The following is an 18,048-nucleotide window of genomic DNA, read 5'->3' on the forward strand; positions in this document are numbered from 1 at the left end:
CGGACGCCTGACCCGCTACGCGTAGTCCAGCGGCAGCGCCGTCGTGTACTTGATCTGTTCCATCGCGAAGCTGGAGCTGACGTCAGCAAGCTCGGAGCCCTGGATCAGCTTCTTGTACACGGCGTCATAGGCGGCGATATCGGGCACCACCACGCGCAGCAGGTAGTCGGTATCGCCCGCCATGCGATAGAACTCGGTGACTTCCGGGATCGACGCCACCAGCCCGTGGAAGGTCTTGAGCCATTTCTCGCTGTGCTGGTTGGTGCGGACCGAGACGAAGACGGTCACGCCGACGTTCAGCTTGGCGGGGTCGAGCAGCGCCACGCGCTTGCGGATGATGCCGGACTCTTCCAGCTTTTGTACTCGGCGCCAGCAGGGCGTCGATGTCAGGCCGACCTGTTCGCCGATCTCGGCGACGGGCACGGTGGCGTCCTCCTGCAGAATGCCGAGGATCTGACGGTCATAACGGTCCATGGGGTCTCGCAATCAAGGGGCGGAAGGGGTGCCGGGCACCCGCCGCCCTTGCGGTGCGAGTGTCAGCTGACGACGGTGTCCACCAGCAGGTTGACGCCGGTGGAGATACGGCTCTGTTCCACGCCGTAGATGTGCAGCGAGACGGTGACGTCGTCGCTGGCATTGCCGAGGGCGTGGATGTGTTGCAGGCCGGCCGGCACACTGAACGTGTCGCCGGCTTCGCGCGTCACGGCGCCGACCTGCGACGCCGTGCGGCTTTCCGGATCCCAGCGGTAGTGCCGCTCGTACATGGTGCCGCGCAGCACGCGATACGCGCACCACGTGCGATGGCCGTGCACCGGGCTGAACTGGCCGGGACGCCAGACCAGCAGCATCACGGAAAAGCGTTCGAACGGGTCGGCGTGGACCAGATGGCGGGTGTAGGTATCCGGGCTGCCTTCCAGCGCGCCCGGCGGCAGGCTGGCCAGCAGCGTTTCGGCGTCGGGCAGGCTCGCGGCGACCTGTTCGGCGACCATGCGGGCGTTCTTGGCCAGGGTGGCTTCGATTCCGCTGGTGAACGGCGTCAGTGGCGACGGTTCCGGGGCGCCGGAGCGGGCGCAAGGGGCGGAGGTTTGCATGGCGAGCTCGTCTTGGTGGTGTTATGGCTTCCATCATAGGAGGACCCTCCGAGCACAATGATGCAAATTTCAGTCTGGAATCGATTGGAATTGTAATCCTGTTCTACTGGATGCGCATTTTGGGGAATGAGCTTGCGCATCGTGCGTCCGGGCGGGCGCCGGGTGATAATCCGCGCCATGGAAATCAAATGGCTTGAAGACTTCGTCAGCCTGGCAGAGACGCACAGCTTCTCGCGCTCGGCAGAGCTGCGGCATGTCACGCAGCCGGCATTCTCGCGCCGGATTCAGTCGCTCGAGGCGTGGGTCGGCACCGAACTGATCGACCGTTCGAGTTATCCCACCAGCCTGACTGCCGCCGGCAAGGTGTTCTACGAACAGGCGCTGGCGATGCTGGCGCAGGTCAGCGAGACGCGAGCGCTAATGCGCGGCCAGCGCTCGGCTAACGCGCAAGTGCTGGAATTCGCGGTACCGCACACGCTGTCGCTGACGTTTTTCCCGGAGTGGCTCAAGGGCGTCGAGCGCAAGGTCGGCACGCTGCCATGCCGGCTGCGGGCGCTGAACGTGCACGACGCGGTGCTGATGCTCGTCGAAGGCGGGTGCGATCTCGTCATGGTCTATCACCACTCGCGCCAGGCCATCCAGCTTGACCCGGCGCACTACGACATGCTGGTGCTCGGCACCGAGCGCCTGTCGCCCTATAGCGTCCCCGATGCGTCCGGCCGCCCGTTGTTCCGGATGCCCGGCACCGACAAGAAGCCGGTGCCGTACCTGAGCTACACGCCCAATGCCTTCCTTGGCCGCATGGTGGACATGCTGCTGGCCGAATCGCCGGAAACGCTCAAGCTCGACAAATGCTATGAGACCGATATGGCCGAGGCGCTCAAGGTCATGGCGCTGGCCGGGCATGGCATGGCCTTCCTGCCCGAGAGCGCGGTACGCGAGGACGTGGCCGCCGGCCGGCTGGTACGCGCCGATGCCGCGAAGGGCTTGCCCCAGTCGATCGACATGGAAATCCGGCTCTATCGCGAACGGCCGCCGGAACACGCCAACGAGCGGCGCGGCAGCCAGCAGCGCCGCAAGCGCCAGCTTGTGGACAAGATCTGGGCGGCGCTGACCTCGTAAAAAACCCAATTTGGGGTGGGGTAATGGTTATGCGAGTCTTGCATAACCATGCATATGGGGATGATCAAACGGCATTGGATTCAGGGATGGGGCCGCCGATATGCTCCGTGTCACCTTTACTCGGGACCCAACGATGTCTTCCGCAGCACCGACGCAAAACGTCTCCAATGCTCATACCCTGCCTTCGTACCTGAACGCCGACAACCTCGGCCCGTGGGGGATCTACCTGCAGCAAGTCGACCGTGTCACGCCCTACCTGGGCTCGCTGGCACGCTGGGTGGAAACCCTGAAGCGCCCGAAGCGCGCGCTGATCGTCGACGTACCCATCGAACTCGACAACGGCACGATCGCCCACTTCGAGGGCTATCGCGTGCAGCACAACCTGTCGCGCGGCCCGGGCAAGGGCGGCGTCCGCTTCCACCAGGACGTGACGCTGTCCGAGGTAATGGCGCTGTCGGCCTGGATGTCGGTCAAGAACGCGGCCGTGAACGTGCCGTACGGCGGCGCCAAGGGCGGTATCCGCGTTGATCCGCGCAGCCTGTCGCACGGCGAACTGGAACGCCTGACCCGCCGGTACACGAGCGAAATCAACATCATCATCGGACCGAGCAAGGACATTCCCGCCCCGGACGTGAACACCAACGCCCAGGTCATGGCCTGGATGATGGATACCTACTCGATGAACTCGGGCAGCACGGCTACCGGCGTGGTGACCGGCAAGCCGATCTCGCTGGGCGGCTCGCTGGGTCGTCACGAAGCCACGGGCCGCGGCGTGTTCGTCGTTGGTTCCGAGGCGGCCCGCAATCTGGGCATGGACATCAAGGGCGCGCGCGTGGCGGTGCAGGGCTTCGGCAACGTTGGTGCCGTGGCAGCCAAGCTGTTCCATGAGGCGGGCGCGACGGTGGTGGCGGTGCAGGACCATCGCACCACGCTGTTCGATCCGGCTGGCCTGGACGTGCCGAAGATGATGGAATACGCGTCGCACAGCGGCACGATCGAAGGCTACCGCGCCGAGGTCATCTCCACCGAGCAGTTCTGGGAAGTTGATTGCGACATCCTGATCCCGGCCGCGCTGGAAGGGCAACTGACCGCCAGCAATGCGCCGAAGATCAAGGCGAAGCTGGTGATCGAGGGCGCCAACGGTCCGACCACGCCCGAGGCCGACGATATCCTGCGCGAGCGCAATATCCTGGTTTGCCCGGACGTGATCGCCAACGCCGGCGGCGTGACCGTGTCCTACTTTGAGTGGGTGCAGGATTTCTCGAGCTTCTTCTGGACCGAAGAGGAGATCAACGAGCGCCTGGTACGGATCATGCAAGAGGCCTTCCGGGCAATCTGGCAGGTTGCCCAGGACAACAAGGTCACGTTGCGGACGGCTGCGTTTATCGTTGCCTGTACGCGTATTCTGCAGGCGCGCGAAATGCGCGGCCTGTATCCCTGATGAGGCAGGGTTCCCGGTGGGCGGCCGGTGCTGCGACGCAGCAAGGTTGCCCATTGCCTGGATGACACCGAAACGCGGCGACTGGTTGGTTCCAGTCGCCGCTTTTTTATTTCCGGGGCTTGCGGGGGAACGAGGCCATGTGGGCAGTTGTGTCACGATTTGGCGCATCGCCGCGAATCTGTGCTCTAACTTGCCCCAATTAGGGGAATACCCGTTGTGCTGGGTGGCGAGCTAAGCAATACTGTTTCGTCGGTGGGACATTTGATAAAGTCCCGCCTTTCTCTTCATGGTCAAGGAGATGTTATGAATGTAGCCAAGCTGGCTGGCCTGATGATCGCCGCAGGCGTCCTGTGCGGTAACGCGCAGGCCGCAGAGCAGCTCACGGGCACGCTGCAGAAGATCAAGGATACGGGTGTCATCACGCTGGGCGTGCGCGATTCGTCGATTCCTTTCAACTACAACCTGGGCGGCGTGCGTCAGGTGGGCTATTCCTACGATATCAATATGAAGATCGTGGAAGCCATCAAGGACCAGCTCAAGCTGCCGAACCTGCAGGTCAAGGAAATCCCGATCACGTCGCAGAACCGCATCACGCTGTTGCAGAACGGCACGATCGACATCGAGTGCGGCTCCACGACCAATAATCTGGAACGCCAGAAGCAGGTCTCCTTCACCGACACGATCTTCATCATCGGCACGCGCATCATGGTGAAGAAGGACGGCGGCATCAAGGATTGGGCCGACTTGAAGGGCAAGAACGTGGTGACCACTGCCGGCACGACGTCCGAGCGCCTGCTGCGCAAGATGAACGATGACCAGAAGCTGGGCATGAGCATCATCAGCACCAAGGATCATGGCCAGTCGTTCCTGACGCTGGAATCGGGCCGTGCCGTGGCATTCATGATGGACGACGCACTGCTCTACGGCGAGCGCGCCAAGGCCAAGAACCCGAACGACTGGATCGTGGTGGGCAAGCCGCAATCGCGCGAAGCCTATGGTTGCATGATCCGCAAGGATGATGCGCCGTTCAAGAAGGTGTCTGATCACGTGATCGCCGGCCTGATGAAGGATGGCACGATCAACACGATGTACACCAAGTGGTTCATGCAACCGGTACCGCCGAAGGGCCTGAACCTGGACTTCCCGCTGTCCGATGACATGAAGGCGCTCTTCAAGAACCCGAACGACAAGGCACTCGACTGATCCCCACGATTGGAGCAGTGCGAAACGGAAGGAGCAGTCCTTCCGTTTCTTTTTGAGGACGCATCATGGATTACGCTTTTCATTGGGGAGTCTTCCTCGAGCAGGCGGCGGCGAACGAGACCTACCTGGACTGGATGATTTCCGGTCTCAAGGTGACGATCGCGCTTGGCCTGTCCTCGTGGATCATCGCTCTCGCCATCGGGTCGGTGCTGGGTGTGCTGCGCACCGTGCCGAACAAGTGGCTGTCGGGGATCGCCGCTACCTACGTCGAGATCTTCCGGAACATTCCGCTGCTGGTGCAGCTTTTCATCTGGTACTTCGTCGGCCCCGAACTGCTGCCCGGCGGCGAGACGATCAAGCAGATGAATCCGTTCACCCAGCAGTTCCTGGCCGCCATGCTCTGTCTGGGGACCTTCACGGCCGCCCGGGTTTGCGAACAGGTGCGCTCGGGTATCAACTCGCTGCCGCGCGGCCAGAAGAACGCGGGTCTGGCGATGGGTTTCACGCTGCCGCAGACGTATCGCTACGTGCTGCTGCCGATGGCATTCCGCGTTATCGTGCCGCCGCTGACTTCCGAGTTCCTGAACATCTTCAAGAACTCGGCCGTGGCGTCGACGATCGGTCTGCTGGAACTGGCTGCGCAGGGACGCCAGCTGGTGGACTACACCGCGCGCCCGTATGAGTCGTTCATCGCCGTCACGGTGCTGTACGCGCTCATCAACTTCACCGTGATGCTGTTAATGCGCTGGGTGGAACGTCGCACCCGCGTGCCCGGCTTCATCGGTGGCAAGTAAGGAGCTGGAACATGGCATACGAATTTGATTTCAGCTCGATCAACCCCTCCACGCTGCATGTGCTGGGCGAAGGGATGCTCGTGTCGGCCAAGATCACCGTGACCGCGGTGATCGTCGGCATCGTCTGGGGCACGATCCTGGCGATGATGCGCCTGTCGTCGAACAAGCTGCTGAACTGGTTCGCGCAGGGGTATGTGACCCTCTTCCGCTCCATCCCGCTGGTGATGGTGCTGTTGTGGTTCTTCCTGATCATTCCGCAGTTGCTGCAGAAGACGTTCAACCTGTCGGCGGCATCGGACCTGCGCATGACTTCGGCGCTGATCGCGTTCTCGCTGTTCGAGGCCGCGTATTACTCGGAGATCATCCGCGCCGGTATCCAGAGCGTGTCGCGCGGACAGATGTTCGCCGCGCAGGCGATGGGCATGACCTATGGCCAGAGCATGCGGCTGGTGATCCTGCCGCAGGCGTTCCGCAACATGGTGCCGCTGCTGCTGACGCAGGGCATCATCCTGTTCCAGGATACGTCGCTGGTCTACGTGAGCGCGCTGGCGGACTTCTTCGGTCAGGCGTACGGCATTGGCGAACGTGATGGCCGCATCGTCGAGATGCTGCTTTTCGCCGGCCTCATCTACTTCATCATTTGTTTCTCCGCTTCGCTGCTGGTCAAGCGTTACCAGAAAAAGGTGGCTGTATGATCGAAATCAATAACGTTTCCAAGTGGTACGGCGCCTTCCAGGTGCTGACCGACTGCACCACCAAGGTTGCCAAGGGTGAAGTGGTGGTGGTGTGCGGTCCGTCCGGTTCGGGCAAGTCCACGCTGATCAAGACCGTCAATGCGCTGGAGCCGTTCCAGAAGGGCGACATCCTCGTCGACGGCACGTCGGTGGGCAATCCGAAGACCAACCTGCCCAAACTGCGTTCGCGCGTGGGCATGGTGTTCCAGAACTTTGAACTGTTCCCGCACCTGTCGATCACCGAGAACCTGACCATCGCACAGATGAAGGTGCTGGGCCGCTCGAAGGACGAGGCGATGGCAAAGGGCCTGAAGTATCTGGAGCGCGTGGGCCTGAAGAGCCAGGCGGAAAAGTACCCGGGCCAGCTTTCCGGCGGTCAGCAGCAGCGCGTGGCGATTGCCCGCGCGCTGTCGATGGACCCGATCTGCATGCTGTTCGACGAACCGACCTCGGCGCTCGACCCGGAAATGGTCAACGAGGTGCTGGACGTGATGGTGCAGCTCGCACAGGAAGGTATGACCATGATGTGCGTGACCCACGAAATGGGTTTCGCGCGCAAGGTGGCCAACCGTGTGATCTTCATGGACGCCGGCAAGATCGTGGAAGACTGCGCGAAGGAAGAGTTCTTCGGCAACATTGACGCCCGCTCGGACCGAGCCAAGCAGTTCCTGTCGAAGATCCTGCACCACTGAGCGCAGGCAACCAGACGGACGCAGGCGCCAAGTGCCCCTTCCCGCCACGCGGGGAGGGGCATTTTCATTTGGTCAGGGTCGGACTCAGGGTCGGACTCAGGTGCAGGCCGTATTCGCCGCGTTCTTCGCCTGGACTTCCGGCGGGATGGGCACGCTCCACGTCATGGTGGGCCTACCGTCCTCGAACATGATCAAGTCTCCCGGCGCGAACTGGGTCCAGGTCTCGTTGTCCGTCAGCGGCGCGGTGGCGATCACGGCCACGCGGTCGTCGGGTGTGGTCACCTGCGCGAAGTCGATCGACAGGTCGGCATCAATCAGGTGCGCCTTCGAGAACGGCCACTGGCGCACGATGTAGTACAGGCGCGTGGAGCAGTGCGCGAACAGCGCCTGCCCGTTGCAGAGCAGGTAGTTGAACACCCCGTGCAGCGTGATGTCGCGCGTGATGTCGGCCAGCGCATGGCCGAGTTCGTTGAGCGGCGGCTGAGATCCGGGGAAGCGCTTGCGCAGGCCCTGCATCAGCGCGCAGAACGCCAGCTCGCTGTCGGTGTCTCCCACCGGCTGGTAGACGCCGGACAGGAACGGCGCAAAGCCGTGCAAGTCACCGTTGTGGGCAAAGATCCAGTGCCGTCCCCAGAGTTCTCGCATGAACGGATGGCAGTTCTCGAGCAAGACAGTGCCCTGAGTGGCCTTGCGGATATGCGAGATCACGTTCTTTGACTTGATCGGGTAGCGCTTGATCAGGTCGGCCACCGGCGAGGTACCCGCCGACTGGTTGTCGATGAACAGCCGGCAGGCCTTGTCCTCGAAGAATGCGACGCCGAATCCATCGGAATGATGGTCGGTCACACCGCCGCGGGCGGCGAAGCCGGTAAAGGAGAACGTCACGTCCGTGGGCGTGGCGCAATTCATGCCTAGAAGCTGGCACATGGCGAAGGCACCGTGCGGCAGGGGGCTGCCGCTTTGCAATAGAATGCAGGCATTATCCTGCGCGTGCCCGGCGCTGCCAAGCACGGCGGCGGTACGCGCCTCCCCCCGCAGTCACCCCCTCCTTCCCAGCCATGAGTCAATACAAGATCGCTGTCATTCCCGGAGACGGAATCGGAACGGAAGTGATGCCCGAAGGCATCCGCGTCATGGATGCCGCCGCACGCCGTTTCGGCATCGATTTTCAGTGGGACCACTTCGATTTTTCCAGTTACGCGTACTACGAGCGCCACGGCAAGATGCTGCCGGACGACTGGTTTGACACCCTGGTCAAGTACGACGCCATCTACTTTGGCGCGGTTGGCTGGCCGGCGAAGATTGCCGATCACGTGTCGCTGTGGGGCTCCCTGCTGCAGTTCCGGCGCTCGTTCGACCAGTACGTGAACCTGCGCCCGGTCCGGCTGATGCCCGGCATCAAGAGCCCGCTAGCCGACCGAAAGCCGGGCGACATTGATTTCTACGTGGTGCGCGAGAACACCGAGGGCGAGTATTCGAGTATCGGTGGGCGCATGTTCCCGGGCACCGAGCGCGAGATCGTGATGCAGGAGACGGTGATGAGCCGGCACGGCGTCGACCGCATCCTGAAATTCGCGTTCGAACTGGCGCAGAAACGTCCGAAGAAGCACCTGACGTCGGCCACCAAGTCCAACGGGATCTCGATCACGATGCCGTACTGGGACGAACGGGTGGAGGCGATGGCCGCCAACTATCCCGGCATGAAGGTCGACAAGTACCACATCGACATCCTGACCGCCCACTTCGTACAGCACCCGGACTGGTTCGACGTAGTGGTGGCCAGCAACCTGTTTGGCGACATCCTGTCCGATCTCGGCCCGGCCTGTACCGGCACGATCGGCGTGGCGCCGTCGGGCAACATCAATCCTGACAAGGTTTATCCCAGCCTGTTCGAGCCCGTGCACGGCTCGGCGCCCGACATCGCTGGCCAGGGCATCGCCAATCCGATCGGCCAGATCTGGTGCGGTGCGATGATGCTCGAACACCTGGGCCACGCCGAGGCTGGCGCGGCCGTGCTGGCGGCCATCGAGCAGGTGCTGGCCGCGGGACCGGGTCATGCGCCGCTGACGCGTGATATTGGCGGTACCGCCTCCACGGTCGATCTCGGCCAGGCCATCGCGGAGGCGCTGTGAACGCACAGGTCGATCCCCGTACATTGCTGCTGGAGAGCTTCCGCGCCGCCGTGGCTGCAGCCGATCCGCTCGAAATCGTGGCCGCGCACCTGCCACCACCGCACGCGGGCGGCCGCACGCTGGTCGTGGGGGCAGGCAAGGCCGCGGCGTCGATGGCGCTGGCCGTCGAACGCGCGTACCAGGGCAAGGCCAGCCTGGAAGGCATCGTCGTCACGCGCTATGCGCACGGCCTGCCGACCGAACATATCCGCGTGATCGAAGCCGGCCATCCCGTGCCGGACGAGGCCGGCGAGCAGGCGGCCGCCGACATCCTTGCCCGTGTGCAGGCGCTGGGCCCGGATGACCGGTTGATCGTGCTGGTCTCCGGCGGCGGGTCGAGCCTGCTGTCGTTGCCGGCCGAGGGCATTCCCATGGCCGACCTCAAGGCCACCACGCGCGAGTTGCTGCGCTGCGGGGCGCCGATCACGGACATGAATATCGTGCGCAAGCACACCTCGCGCATCCAGGGCGGCCGCCTGGCGCAGGCCAGCCGCGCGCCGGTGACCACGTTGATCGTCTCGGACGTGGCCGGGGACGACCCGAGCGCGATTGCATCGGGCCCGACCGTGCCGGACGCGAGCACGTACGCCGATGCGCTGGCGATCCTCAAGCGCTATGGCGCGGCGGTGCCGGCAACCGTGCAGGCGCATCTGGAGCGCGGCGCGCGTGGCGAGATCGAGGAAACGCCGAAGCCGGGCGATCCGCTGTTCATGAACGTGGACAATCGCATGATCGCCACGGCACACGACAGCCTGGAAGCCGCGGCGGCCGAGTTCCGTCGGCAGGGCGTCAATGCGGTGGTGCTCGGCGATACCGTGACTGGCGAGGCGCAGGAGGTGGCCCGCGTCTACGCGGCGCTGGTGCGCGAGATTCGGGCGTACAATGCGCCGTTCGCCGCGCCGGTTGCGCTGATTTCTGGCGGTGAATGCACGGTCACATTGCCAAGCGGCGCGTCCGAATCGGCGCGCGGCGGGCGGTGCTCCGAATTCCTGCTGTCTCTGGCGATCGAATTGGCAGGCACGCCGAATGTCCACGCGATCGCGGCCGATACCGACGGTATCGACGGGTCCGAAGACAATGCCGGCGCGTTGCTGGCGCCCGATTCGCTGGCCCGGGCGGAAGGCAGCGGCACTTCGGCCCGGCAGAAGCTCGACGCACACGACGCGTGGGGCTTTTTCGATGCGATCGGCGACCTGGTCGTGACCGGCCCGACGCGTACCAATGTGAATGACTACCGCGCCATTCTGATTCTCTAGATTTCCCCGTCTTACTCGTTTCGCTCGTCCCCATGACCCAGAAACTCACAATCACCCGCCCGGACGACTGGCACCTGCACCTGCGCGATGGCGCGGCGCTGGCGGCCGTACTGCCCGACACGGCACGCCAGTTCGCACGTGCCATCATCATGCCGAACCTGAAGCCGCCCGTGACCACGGTGGAGCAGGCCAGTGCCTACCGCGCGCGCATCCTGGCCGCGCTGCCGGCGGGCATGGCGTTCGAACCGCTGATGACGCTGTACCTGACCGACAACACGCCGCCGGAGGAAATCGTCGCGGCCCGTGCGAGCGGTTTCGTCCACGGCGTCAAGCTGTATCCGGCCGGCGCCACCACCAACAGCGATGCCGGCGTGACCGATATCCGCCGCTGCGCCGCCACGCTTGAGGCGATGCAGCGTGAAGGTGTGCCGCTGCTCGTCCACGGCGAGGTCACTGATGGCGACATCGACATCTTCGATCGCGAGGCCGTGTTCATCGACCGCGTGATGAAGCCGCTGCGCCGCGACTTCCCGGAGCTCAAGGTGGTGTTCGAACACATCACCACCCGCGATGCGGCCCAGTACGTGGCCGAGGCCGAAGGCCCGGTCGGCGCGACGATCACCGCGCATCACCTGCTGTACAACCGTAATGCAATCTTTACGGGCGGGATTCGTCCGCACTACTACTGCCTGCCGGTGCTCAAGCGCGAGATCCACCGCGAGGCGCTGGTCAAGGCCGCGACGTCGGGCAGCCCGCGTTTCTTCCTTGGGACCGACAGCGCACCCCACGCACGCGGCCTCAAGGAGCACGCATGCGGCTGCGCCGGCTGCTACACGGCGCTCCATGCCATGGAGCTCTATGCCGAAGCGTTCGACGCTGCCGGCGCGCTGGACAAGCTCGAGGCATTCTCCAGCTTCAACGGCCCGGCCTTCTATGGTCTGCCGCGCAACAGCGGCACGCTGACGCTGACGCGCGAAGACTGGGAATTGCCGGCCGAGCTGCCGTACGGTGATACCACGCTGGTGCCGCTGCGCGCCGGCGAAACGCTGCGCTGGAAGGCGAGCTAAGTCGGTTGCTGTCGAAGATCGACTGGACGCGGCCGTGGTTCTTGCCGTTCGCCGCGTCCGTATCCCGCCTCCGTGGCAGTGACCTGCGCGAGGCTTTCAACGCGGCGGCATCGGGCAGCCTCAACGCCCAGGGTTTGCGGCTGCGCTTCGTGCGCCAGGACAGCCTGCCCGAGGGTGTGGCCTACGAGTCCCACATCTTCGCCACCGGGCAGGTGCCAACGCGCGATAACCTGCACGACGCATTCAACGCGCTGATCTGGCTGCATTTCCCCGAGACCAAGCGACTGCTCAACCGGCTGCAAGCCGAGGCCATCGAGCGGGACGGCGTGCAAGCCGTGCGCGGGGGCCTGCGTGACGCGGCGACGCTGTTCGACGAGAACGCCGTGATTCTGGTCAGTGAAGATGCAACGCTTGCCGATGCGCTGCGCGGTTTTGCCTGGCGCAAACTGTTTGTCTCACGTCGTGATGCCTGGCGCGATACCTGCGCGGTAGTGCCGTTCGGCCATGCGCTGCTGGAAAAACTGGTGCAGCCCTACAAGTCCGTGACCGCCCATGCATGGTGGATTCCGGCGTCGCCGATGACGCCGATCGCCAGGCTCGACGGCTTGCTGGCGGCGTCACTGGCCGAAGCTGCGGAGCAGGGGCGTCTCAAGGGTGGCCGCAGTTTCGCGCCGCTACCGGTGATGGGCATTCCAGGTTGGTGTGACGAGAGCGCTGCCCCTGGTTTCTACGACGATCTCAGCGTGTTCCGGCCCGGACGCCGCGGTGCGGCCACCAATGCCGAGGCGGGCTGACCGGCAACCGCGCATCGGTGTTAGACTGCGGGCCGCAAAGCAGGCCAGACAATCGCTGCTTGCATCGCAAGGTGCAAGGGGAGGAAAGTCCGGACTCCACAGGGCAGGGTGTTGGCTAACAGCCATCCACGGTAACGTGCGGAATAGGGCCACAGAGACGAGTCTTGCCGCCGGCTTCGGCTGGCGGGAAGGGTGAAACGCGGTAACCTCCACCTGGAGCAATCCCAAATAGGCAGACGATGAAGCGGCCCGCCGAGTCTGCGGGTAGGGAGCTGGAGCCGGCCGGTAACGGTCGGCCTAGAGGAATGGTTGTCACGTTCCGGGCGCCGCAAGGCGTGCGGGGCGCACAGAATCCGGCTTATCGGCCTGCTTTGCTTCAGATACGCGAACGCCCGGCATTGCGCCGGGCGTTTTTATTTGGCCGGGACGGATGCTTTCGCCCGGCTTGCACGAAGACGGTCAGCCTTCGACGATTTCCATCGTGTGCGTGATCTCGGCCGTCTTGGCCAGCATGATCGAGGCCGAGCAGTACTTCTCGTGCGACAGCTCGATCGCGCGTTCGACCTTGCCCGGATCCAGGTTGCGGCCGGTCACGGTGAAGTGGAAGTTGATCTTCGTGAACACCTTCGGGTCGGTCTCGGCGCGCTCGGCTTCCAGCTTGACGCTGCAACCGCGCACGTCCTGGCGGCCACGCTTGAGGATCAGCACCACGTCATATGCCGTGCAGCCGCCGGTGCCCAGCAACACCATTTCCATGGGCCGGGGCGCCAGGTTGTTGCCGCCGCCGTCAGGTGCGCCATCCATCGCCACGATGTGACCGCTGCCGGTCTGGGCTACGAAGCTCATGCCCTCCGGCCCCATCCATGTCACTTTGCATTCCATTTTTTTCGTTCCTCGGTTCTGGTTTGTGTGTTTTCGCGCATCACCGCGCGATCACGCATCTTGCATTTCGTGAGTATATGACATGCGGGAATTGGCCTCCGACCATGCCATTTCCCGCGAAATTCTGAGGGTTTCCTCTAATGCGATGCCTGCGAGACCTTGTGGATTCACACTCAACTCCTTGTTTAATAAGGAATGTGAGGCATTCGATATGATCTATCCGCAATTTCATATTGCGGTATCGCATTTCGCACTGCAAATTTTCTTGCAACGGCTGTGCCGATATGTATAATTCAATCCATCGAACGACGGCGCATGAGAGCGCGCCAGAGTGCGAAAGCGAAAGTCGGTAACGTACCCAAATCGCTCGTCGCACCGCCCGCCAGGACCGGCCCCGTCGATCGCCCGGTGTCTCCTCCACCCTCCTCCTTTGGTGGATTCGAACCCAAGTCCAACCGACTTGGGTTTTTTTTCGTCTTTTGCAAGGGCGGCCCGGCGAAATCGTGACGCAGGCTGCCCATCCAGTTCTATGGCCCTTTGCTGGCCACTGGCCATCTTGACGAAAAGCCACAATTTTGCTTGTGCGATCGACTCGACAGCCCGTATAATGGCCGACTTTTCCGGTCATTGCCCCCGGAAAGAAGTCAGGGAGAGCCTGCAGATACAAGCAGGAAGGTCAGGTCCAAAGGACCGGCCGATTGACAGGACGCTAAAACGGCGACCGTCACCTCGGGCAGTTTTCAAAATTCAGGAAAAATCATGAAGACCTTTTCCGCCAAGCCTGCAGAGGTAAAGCGCGACTGGTACGTGATTGACGCGACGGACAAAGTCCTCGGCCGTGTTGCCAGCGAAGTGGCACGCCGACTGCGCGGCAAGCACAAGCCGGAATTCACTCCTCACGTCGATACTGGTGATTTCATCATCATCGTCAATGCGGCCAAGCTGCGCGTGACGGGTACCAAGGAACAGGACAAGAAGTACTACCGTCACTCGGGTTACCCGGGCGGTATCTACGAAACCACGTTCGGCAAGATGCAGCAGCGTTTCCCGGGTCGCGCCCTGGAAAAGGCTGTTAAGGGCATGCTGCCTAAGGGTCCGCTGGGCTACGCGATGATCAAGAAGCTGAAGGTTTATGCCGAAGCCGAACATCCGCATAGCGCACAGCAGCCCAAGGTGCTGGAAATCTAAAGGGGCCAATATCCATGATCGGTAACTGGAATTACGGTACTGGCCGCCGCAAGAGCGCCGTGGCTCGTGTCTTCATCAAGTCGGGCAAGGGCGATATCATCGTCAACGGCAAGCCCATCAAAGAGTACTTCGCTCGCGAAACCTCGCTGATGATCGTGCGCCAGCCGCTGGAGCTGACCGCTCACGCCGAAACGTTCGACATCAAGGTCAATGTGACCGGTGGTGGCGAAACCGGCCAGGCCGGTGCTGTCCGTCACGGCATCACCCGCGCCCTGATCGACTACGATGCCACGCTGAAGCCGACCCTGTCGAAGGCAGGCTACGTTACGCGTGACGCCCGTGAAGTCGAGCGTAAGAAGGTCGGTCTGCACAAGGCACGTCGCCGCAAGCAGTTCTCGAAGCGCTAATGCGCATTTGCCAGGTTCTGCCAAGCGGAGCCGGCAAATCCAGAAAAACCGCACGCCCTGGCGTGCGGTTTTTTTTCGTCCAAAACAAGCCTAGGTCAAACGTTGGCACGGCCCATGTATGCCGATTGCTACAATTTTCATCCGCGCGCTGACCAGCCAGCGATACAATCACCGGCCTGCGGAATGAGGGGGCGAACAATGGGTCGAGGGATGGCACGATGGGCTTGACGTACCGGCCGCTACGGCCGCGCCGCGGCTTGCGCTCGCATACGGCGGTGATCCGCCAGCAACGGCCTTGGCGCGTCTGGGTACTTGTGGTCGCGCTGCTTCTGGTCGGGGGTGCGTTGGCGGCGGGGATGTATGAAATGGGCCGCCGCGCCGGCAAGCCGGCTGCCAAATCGGTCACGAATCGCTCCGAAGAGATCGCGCGGTTGCAGCAGCAACTGGTCGATATCACTGGAGAGCGCGATCGACTGCGGGCCACCGCGAATACCGCCGGCGCGGAGTTGCAGATGGCGCGCGCGGCGCAGGAGCGGCTGGCCCAGCAGCTCAAGACAGCCGAAGCCGATGTCGGGCAGCTCAAGGAGGATCTTGGATTCTTCGAATCGCTGCTCCCGGCCAGCGGGGACACCTCGGGCATCCACGTGCGGAGTTTCCGGGTCGCGTTGGACGAGGCCCAGCCGCGTGCCGTGCACTACCGGCTGCTTGCGATGCAGGGTGGGTCCAAGGCCTTCGTCGAGCAGCCGGATTTCATGGGTGAGCTACAGTTCACTATCTCGGCGGTTCGCGACGGCAAGCCGTTGGCATTGACCTTGCCACAACCGGGGGATCCGCCGTTGCCAAAAGTGAGGCTTACACATTACCAGCGTATTGAAGGCGATCTGATGGTTCCGCAGGGCGTCGAAGTACGTGCCGTCATGGTCCGCATCGTCCAGAACGGCCAAGTCCGTGCAACGCAGTCGGCTACGCCCTAGTCTGCGCGAAAAGGAGAGAAAGCATGCTGTTTTCGAAGAAGAAAGGCCTGTCCATCGACACCCTGATCGGGCTGGGTGCCACGATCGAAGGCGATGTGACGTTTTCCGGGGGGCTTCGTCTCGATGGTCGGGTGCGTGGCAACGTGATCGCTGCCGAAGGCAAGTCGAGCATGCTCGTGATCAGCGAGAAAGGGATTGTCGAGGGCGAGATCCGTGTGGACCACCTGATCCTGAACGGCACCGTGACCGGTCCGGTGCATGCCGTGGAGTTGCTCGAACTGCAGCCGCACGCGAGGGTGTATGGAGAGGTGCGCTATGCAGCGCTCGAAATGCACCAGGGCGCAATCGTCGAAGGTCGACTTGTGCCACTGACGCAAACCGAGGTGAGGGCGCTGCCGAACCTCGTTCCCTCCGCGGAAGCCAAGACTGATGCGCCGGCCAATAATGGCGAGGCGACGGCGTCGGATCAGGCAGCCGATAACGACAAGGCGCCGGAAGGCGCGGGCGTGCCGGCCTGAGTGAAGCAAGCGGTACCCAGAGGGCCCAGAGCCCCTTGAAAACAAGGGGTTTCGGCACGATTTGTCAGTAACGCTTAGAATACGGGCGTATCTAACCAGGAGATTCCCATGAACGCAGTCGCAGAGGCACCCGCAACCGAGGACGTGCCGGCACCGTTCGTCTTTACCGACAGCGCAGCCGACAAGGTCAAGCAGTTGATCGAGGAAGAGGGCAATGCCGAACTGAAGCTGCGCGTGTTTGTGCAGGGTGGCGGCTGCTCGGGCTTCCAGTACGGCTTCACCTTCGATGAAGATGTGAACGAAGACGACACCACGATGGTCAAGAACGGCGTCACGCTGTTGATTGACTCGATGAGCTACCAGTATCTGGTGGGCGCCGAGATCGACTACAAGGAAGACATCAACGGCGCGCAGTTCGTGATCAAGAACCCGAACGCGTCGACCACCTGCGGTTGCGGTTCGTCGTTCTCGGTCTGAGCCGGGTTCGTCCCCCCAAAAAAAGCGCACCAGTCGGTGCGCTTTTTTGTTTTCGGGCCGTCGACAACCCGACCGGATCAGCGCACAGCCTATCGCGGATAGATGGCGCCAAGCACGCGCGGCCCCATCGCACCGGTGACGGTGGCCACGTTGCCTGGTGCGCGGCGCGTGCACTGCCGTGCCAGCCATGCGAACGCGATGGCTTCCACTTGCGACACTGGCACCCCGAAATCGGCCGTTGTCTGCACCAGCACACCCGGTAACTGCCTCGCCATCGTCGTCATGACGAAGTCGTTGTGCGCACCGCCTCCACATACGATCAACCGCCGCGCCTCGGGCGCATACCGTTGCACGTCCTGGCCGATCGCCGTGGCCGTCAGCGTGGCCAGTGTGGCCTGGATGTCCACCGGCTGCGGCTGGGCAGCATTGCCATATGCGTCAAGCAGCGACTGCAGCCACCCCGGATGAAACAGGTCGCGCCCGGTGCTCTTGGGTGGCAACGCGCGAAAGTAGGGTTCGGCGAGCATCTGGCCCAGCAGGTCTTCGTCGACCTTGCCACTGGCTGCCCACACGCCACCATCGTCGTAGGGCGTGCCACGGTGGCGATGAACCCAGTCGTCGAGCAGCGCATTGCCCGGGCCGCAGTCGAACCCCGTCACCGGGCGCCCGGTGCCAGCCGCAGGCAGGATGCTGATGTTCGAGATCCCGCCGATGTTGCAGACCACACGCGTTTCGTCGACAGCGCCGAACAGCGCGGCGTGTACCGCCGGCACCAGCGGCGCGCCTTGCCCGCCGGCCGCGACATCGCGGCTGCGGAAGTCGGCCACCACGTCGATGCCCGTTAGCTCGGCCAGCAGCGCCGGGTGCTGGCTCTGTCGGGTATATCCAATGCCATCGTACTGGCCCGGCCGGTGACGGATCGTCTGGCCGTGCGCGCCGATGGCCGCCACGCTGCCGGCAGTCACATTGGCCATCCGGAGCAGCGTTGCCACGCAATCGGCGTAGACCCGGGCCAGGCCGTTCGATGCCAGTGCTTCGCGATGGATTTCGTCGTCGCCGGGCTGCTGCAGGGCGCCAAACGCGTCGCGCAGCGGTGCGGGGAACGGTGTATGGGCGGCAGCCAGCACTGCCGGCTGCGCGCCGGAGAAGTCGACGAGCACGCCGTCCGCGCCGTCCATGGAGGTGCCGGACATCAGGCCGATAAACATCTCGCTGGACTGCGGGGAGGCGGGCATGG

20 protein-coding genes and 1 other RNA gene are annotated in these 18,048 nt (G+C 63.3%); 16 read left to right on the forward strand and 5 right to left on the reverse strand.

The features are described from left to right. Nucleotides 1-15 precede the first annotated feature (15 nt). Entirely contained in the window at nucleotides 16-474 is a 459-nt protein-coding gene (locus K6G35_RS01960; RefSeq protein WP_008645983.1) for an Lrp/AsnC family transcriptional regulator, read from the reverse strand. A gap of 62 nt (nucleotides 475-536) precedes the next feature. Continuing rightward, the gene (locus K6G35_RS01965) at nucleotides 537-1,091 is read right to left on the reverse strand and encodes a cysteine dioxygenase family protein (RefSeq protein WP_008645985.1); all 555 of its coding nucleotides are present in this window, start codon (nucleotides 1,089-1,091) and stop codon (nucleotides 537-539) included. A gap of 177 nt (nucleotides 1,092-1,268) precedes the next feature. On the opposite strand from K6G35_RS01965, the gene K6G35_RS01970 reads away from it, so the two are divergent. The 6 genes from K6G35_RS01970 to K6G35_RS01995 all read left to right on the forward strand — a co-directional run bounded on the left by K6G35_RS01970 (nucleotide 1,269) and on the right by K6G35_RS01995 (nucleotide 7,077). Then, on the forward strand, nucleotides 1,269-2,213 hold the full coding sequence (locus K6G35_RS01970) for a LysR family transcriptional regulator (RefSeq protein ID WP_024569482.1): 945 nt from the start codon (nucleotides 1,269-1,271) through the stop codon (nucleotides 2,211-2,213). Nucleotides 2,214-2,346: 133 nt separating this feature from the next. Continuing rightward, complete coding sequence (locus tag K6G35_RS01975) at nucleotides 2,347-3,654, forward strand: Glu/Leu/Phe/Val family dehydrogenase (RefSeq protein WP_186425955.1); 1,308 nt, start codon at nucleotides 2,347-2,349, stop codon at nucleotides 3,652-3,654. A 303-nt stretch (nucleotides 3,655-3,957) separates the two neighbouring features. Further along, the gene (locus K6G35_RS01980; protein WP_008645991.1) at nucleotides 3,958-4,857 is read left to right on the forward strand and encodes a glutamate/aspartate ABC transporter substrate-binding protein; all 900 of its coding nucleotides are present in this window, start codon (nucleotides 3,958-3,960) and stop codon (nucleotides 4,855-4,857) included. Between the two features lie 65 nt (nucleotides 4,858-4,922). Further along, a complete protein-coding gene (locus K6G35_RS01985) occupies nucleotides 4,923-5,651 on the forward strand; it encodes an amino acid ABC transporter permease (RefSeq protein WP_008645993.1) in 729 nt (242 codons plus the stop codon). Nucleotides 5,652-5,662: 11 nt separating this feature from the next. Beyond that, nucleotides 5,663-6,346, forward strand: coding sequence for a glutamate/aspartate ABC transporter permease GltK (gltK, locus tag K6G35_RS01990; protein WP_008645994.1), 684 nt, complete (start codon nucleotides 5,663-5,665; stop codon nucleotides 6,344-6,346). After that, a complete protein-coding gene (locus K6G35_RS01995; RefSeq protein WP_008645995.1) occupies nucleotides 6,343-7,077 on the forward strand; it encodes an amino acid ABC transporter ATP-binding protein in 735 nt (244 codons plus the stop codon). The genes gltK and K6G35_RS01995 overlap by 4 nt, the downstream gene beginning before the upstream one ends. 96 nt (nucleotides 7,078-7,173) lie before the next feature. Here the strand turns inward: K6G35_RS01995 and K6G35_RS02000 are convergent, their stop codons facing one another. Then, nucleotides 7,174-8,004, reverse strand: coding sequence for a class II glutamine amidotransferase (locus K6G35_RS02000; protein WP_008645996.1), 831 nt, complete (start codon nucleotides 8,002-8,004; stop codon nucleotides 7,174-7,176). 131 nt (nucleotides 8,005-8,135) lie between these two features. Here K6G35_RS02000 and K6G35_RS02005 point away from each other — a divergent pair, with 131 nt between their 5' ends. The 5 genes from K6G35_RS02005 (at nucleotide 8,136) to rnpB (ending at nucleotide 12,742) form a co-directional block, all read left to right on the forward strand. Then, entirely contained in the window at nucleotides 8,136-9,209 is a 1,074-nt protein-coding gene (locus K6G35_RS02005; RefSeq protein ID WP_008645997.1) for a tartrate dehydrogenase, read from the forward strand. Then, nucleotides 9,206-10,504 carry a glycerate kinase type-2 family protein gene (locus K6G35_RS02010; RefSeq protein WP_008645998.1) on the forward strand — a complete coding sequence of 433 codons (1,299 nt, stop codon included), beginning with the start codon at nucleotides 9,206-9,208 and terminating at the stop codon, nucleotides 10,502-10,504. The genes K6G35_RS02005 and K6G35_RS02010 overlap by 4 nt, the downstream gene beginning before the upstream one ends. 32 nt (nucleotides 10,505-10,536) lie before the next feature. Further along, complete coding sequence (gene pyrC, locus K6G35_RS02015) at nucleotides 10,537-11,571, forward strand: dihydroorotase (protein WP_008646000.1); 1,035 nt, start codon at nucleotides 10,537-10,539, stop codon at nucleotides 11,569-11,571. Between the two features lie 5 nt (nucleotides 11,572-11,576). Then, on the forward strand, nucleotides 11,577-12,365 hold the full coding sequence (locus K6G35_RS02020) for a DUF3025 domain-containing protein (protein ID WP_495676030.1): 789 nt from the start codon (nucleotides 11,577-11,579) through the stop codon (nucleotides 12,363-12,365). 36 nt (nucleotides 12,366-12,401) lie between these two features. Continuing rightward, nucleotides 12,402-12,742: RNase P RNA component class A (gene rnpB / locus K6G35_RS02025), an RNA gene on the forward strand. Nucleotides 12,743-12,824: 82 nt separating this feature from the next. Here rnpB and K6G35_RS02030 read toward each other — a convergent pair. Further along, nucleotides 12,825-13,247: an OsmC family protein gene (locus K6G35_RS02030; RefSeq protein ID WP_008646002.1), complete on the reverse strand. Its 423-nt coding sequence runs from the start codon at nucleotides 13,245-13,247 to the stop codon at nucleotides 12,825-12,827. Nucleotides 13,248-14,006: 759 nt separating this feature from the next. Here K6G35_RS02030 and rplM point away from each other — a divergent pair. The 5 genes from rplM to erpA all read left to right on the forward strand — a co-directional run bounded on the left by rplM (nucleotide 14,007) and on the right by erpA (nucleotide 16,811). Next, the gene (rplM, locus tag K6G35_RS02035; protein ID WP_008646003.1) at nucleotides 14,007-14,435 is read left to right on the forward strand and encodes a 50S ribosomal protein L13; all 429 of its coding nucleotides are present in this window, start codon (nucleotides 14,007-14,009) and stop codon (nucleotides 14,433-14,435) included. A 14-nt stretch (nucleotides 14,436-14,449) separates the two neighbouring features. Next, nucleotides 14,450-14,842: a 30S ribosomal protein S9 gene (gene rpsI, locus K6G35_RS02040; RefSeq protein WP_008646004.1), complete on the forward strand. Its 393-nt coding sequence runs from the start codon at nucleotides 14,450-14,452 to the stop codon at nucleotides 14,840-14,842. A 275-nt stretch (nucleotides 14,843-15,117) separates the two neighbouring features. Next, nucleotides 15,118-15,816: a DUF6776 family protein gene (locus tag K6G35_RS02045; protein ID WP_234706931.1), complete on the forward strand. Its 699-nt coding sequence runs from the start codon at nucleotides 15,118-15,120 to the stop codon at nucleotides 15,814-15,816. Between the two features lie 23 nt (nucleotides 15,817-15,839). Further along, nucleotides 15,840-16,334 carry a bactofilin family protein gene (locus K6G35_RS02050; protein ID WP_008646006.1) on the forward strand — a complete coding sequence of 165 codons (495 nt, stop codon included), beginning with the start codon at nucleotides 15,840-15,842 and terminating at the stop codon, nucleotides 16,332-16,334. A 108-nt stretch (nucleotides 16,335-16,442) separates the two neighbouring features. Continuing rightward, nucleotides 16,443-16,811 carry an iron-sulfur cluster insertion protein ErpA gene (gene erpA / locus K6G35_RS02055; RefSeq protein WP_008646009.1) on the forward strand — a complete coding sequence of 123 codons (369 nt, stop codon included), beginning with the start codon at nucleotides 16,443-16,445 and terminating at the stop codon, nucleotides 16,809-16,811. 89 nt (nucleotides 16,812-16,900) lie between these two features. Here erpA and K6G35_RS02060 read toward each other — a convergent pair whose 3' ends face one another. Further along, nucleotides 16,901-18,046 (reverse strand): anhydro-N-acetylmuramic acid kinase, encoded by a 1,146-nt coding sequence (locus tag K6G35_RS02060; protein WP_495676031.1) that lies wholly within the window; start codon nucleotides 18,044-18,046, stop codon nucleotides 16,901-16,903. Nucleotides 18,047-18,048 lie beyond the last annotated feature (2 nt).

It is taken from the genome of Cupriavidus sp. HY129 (assembly GCF_059492215.1).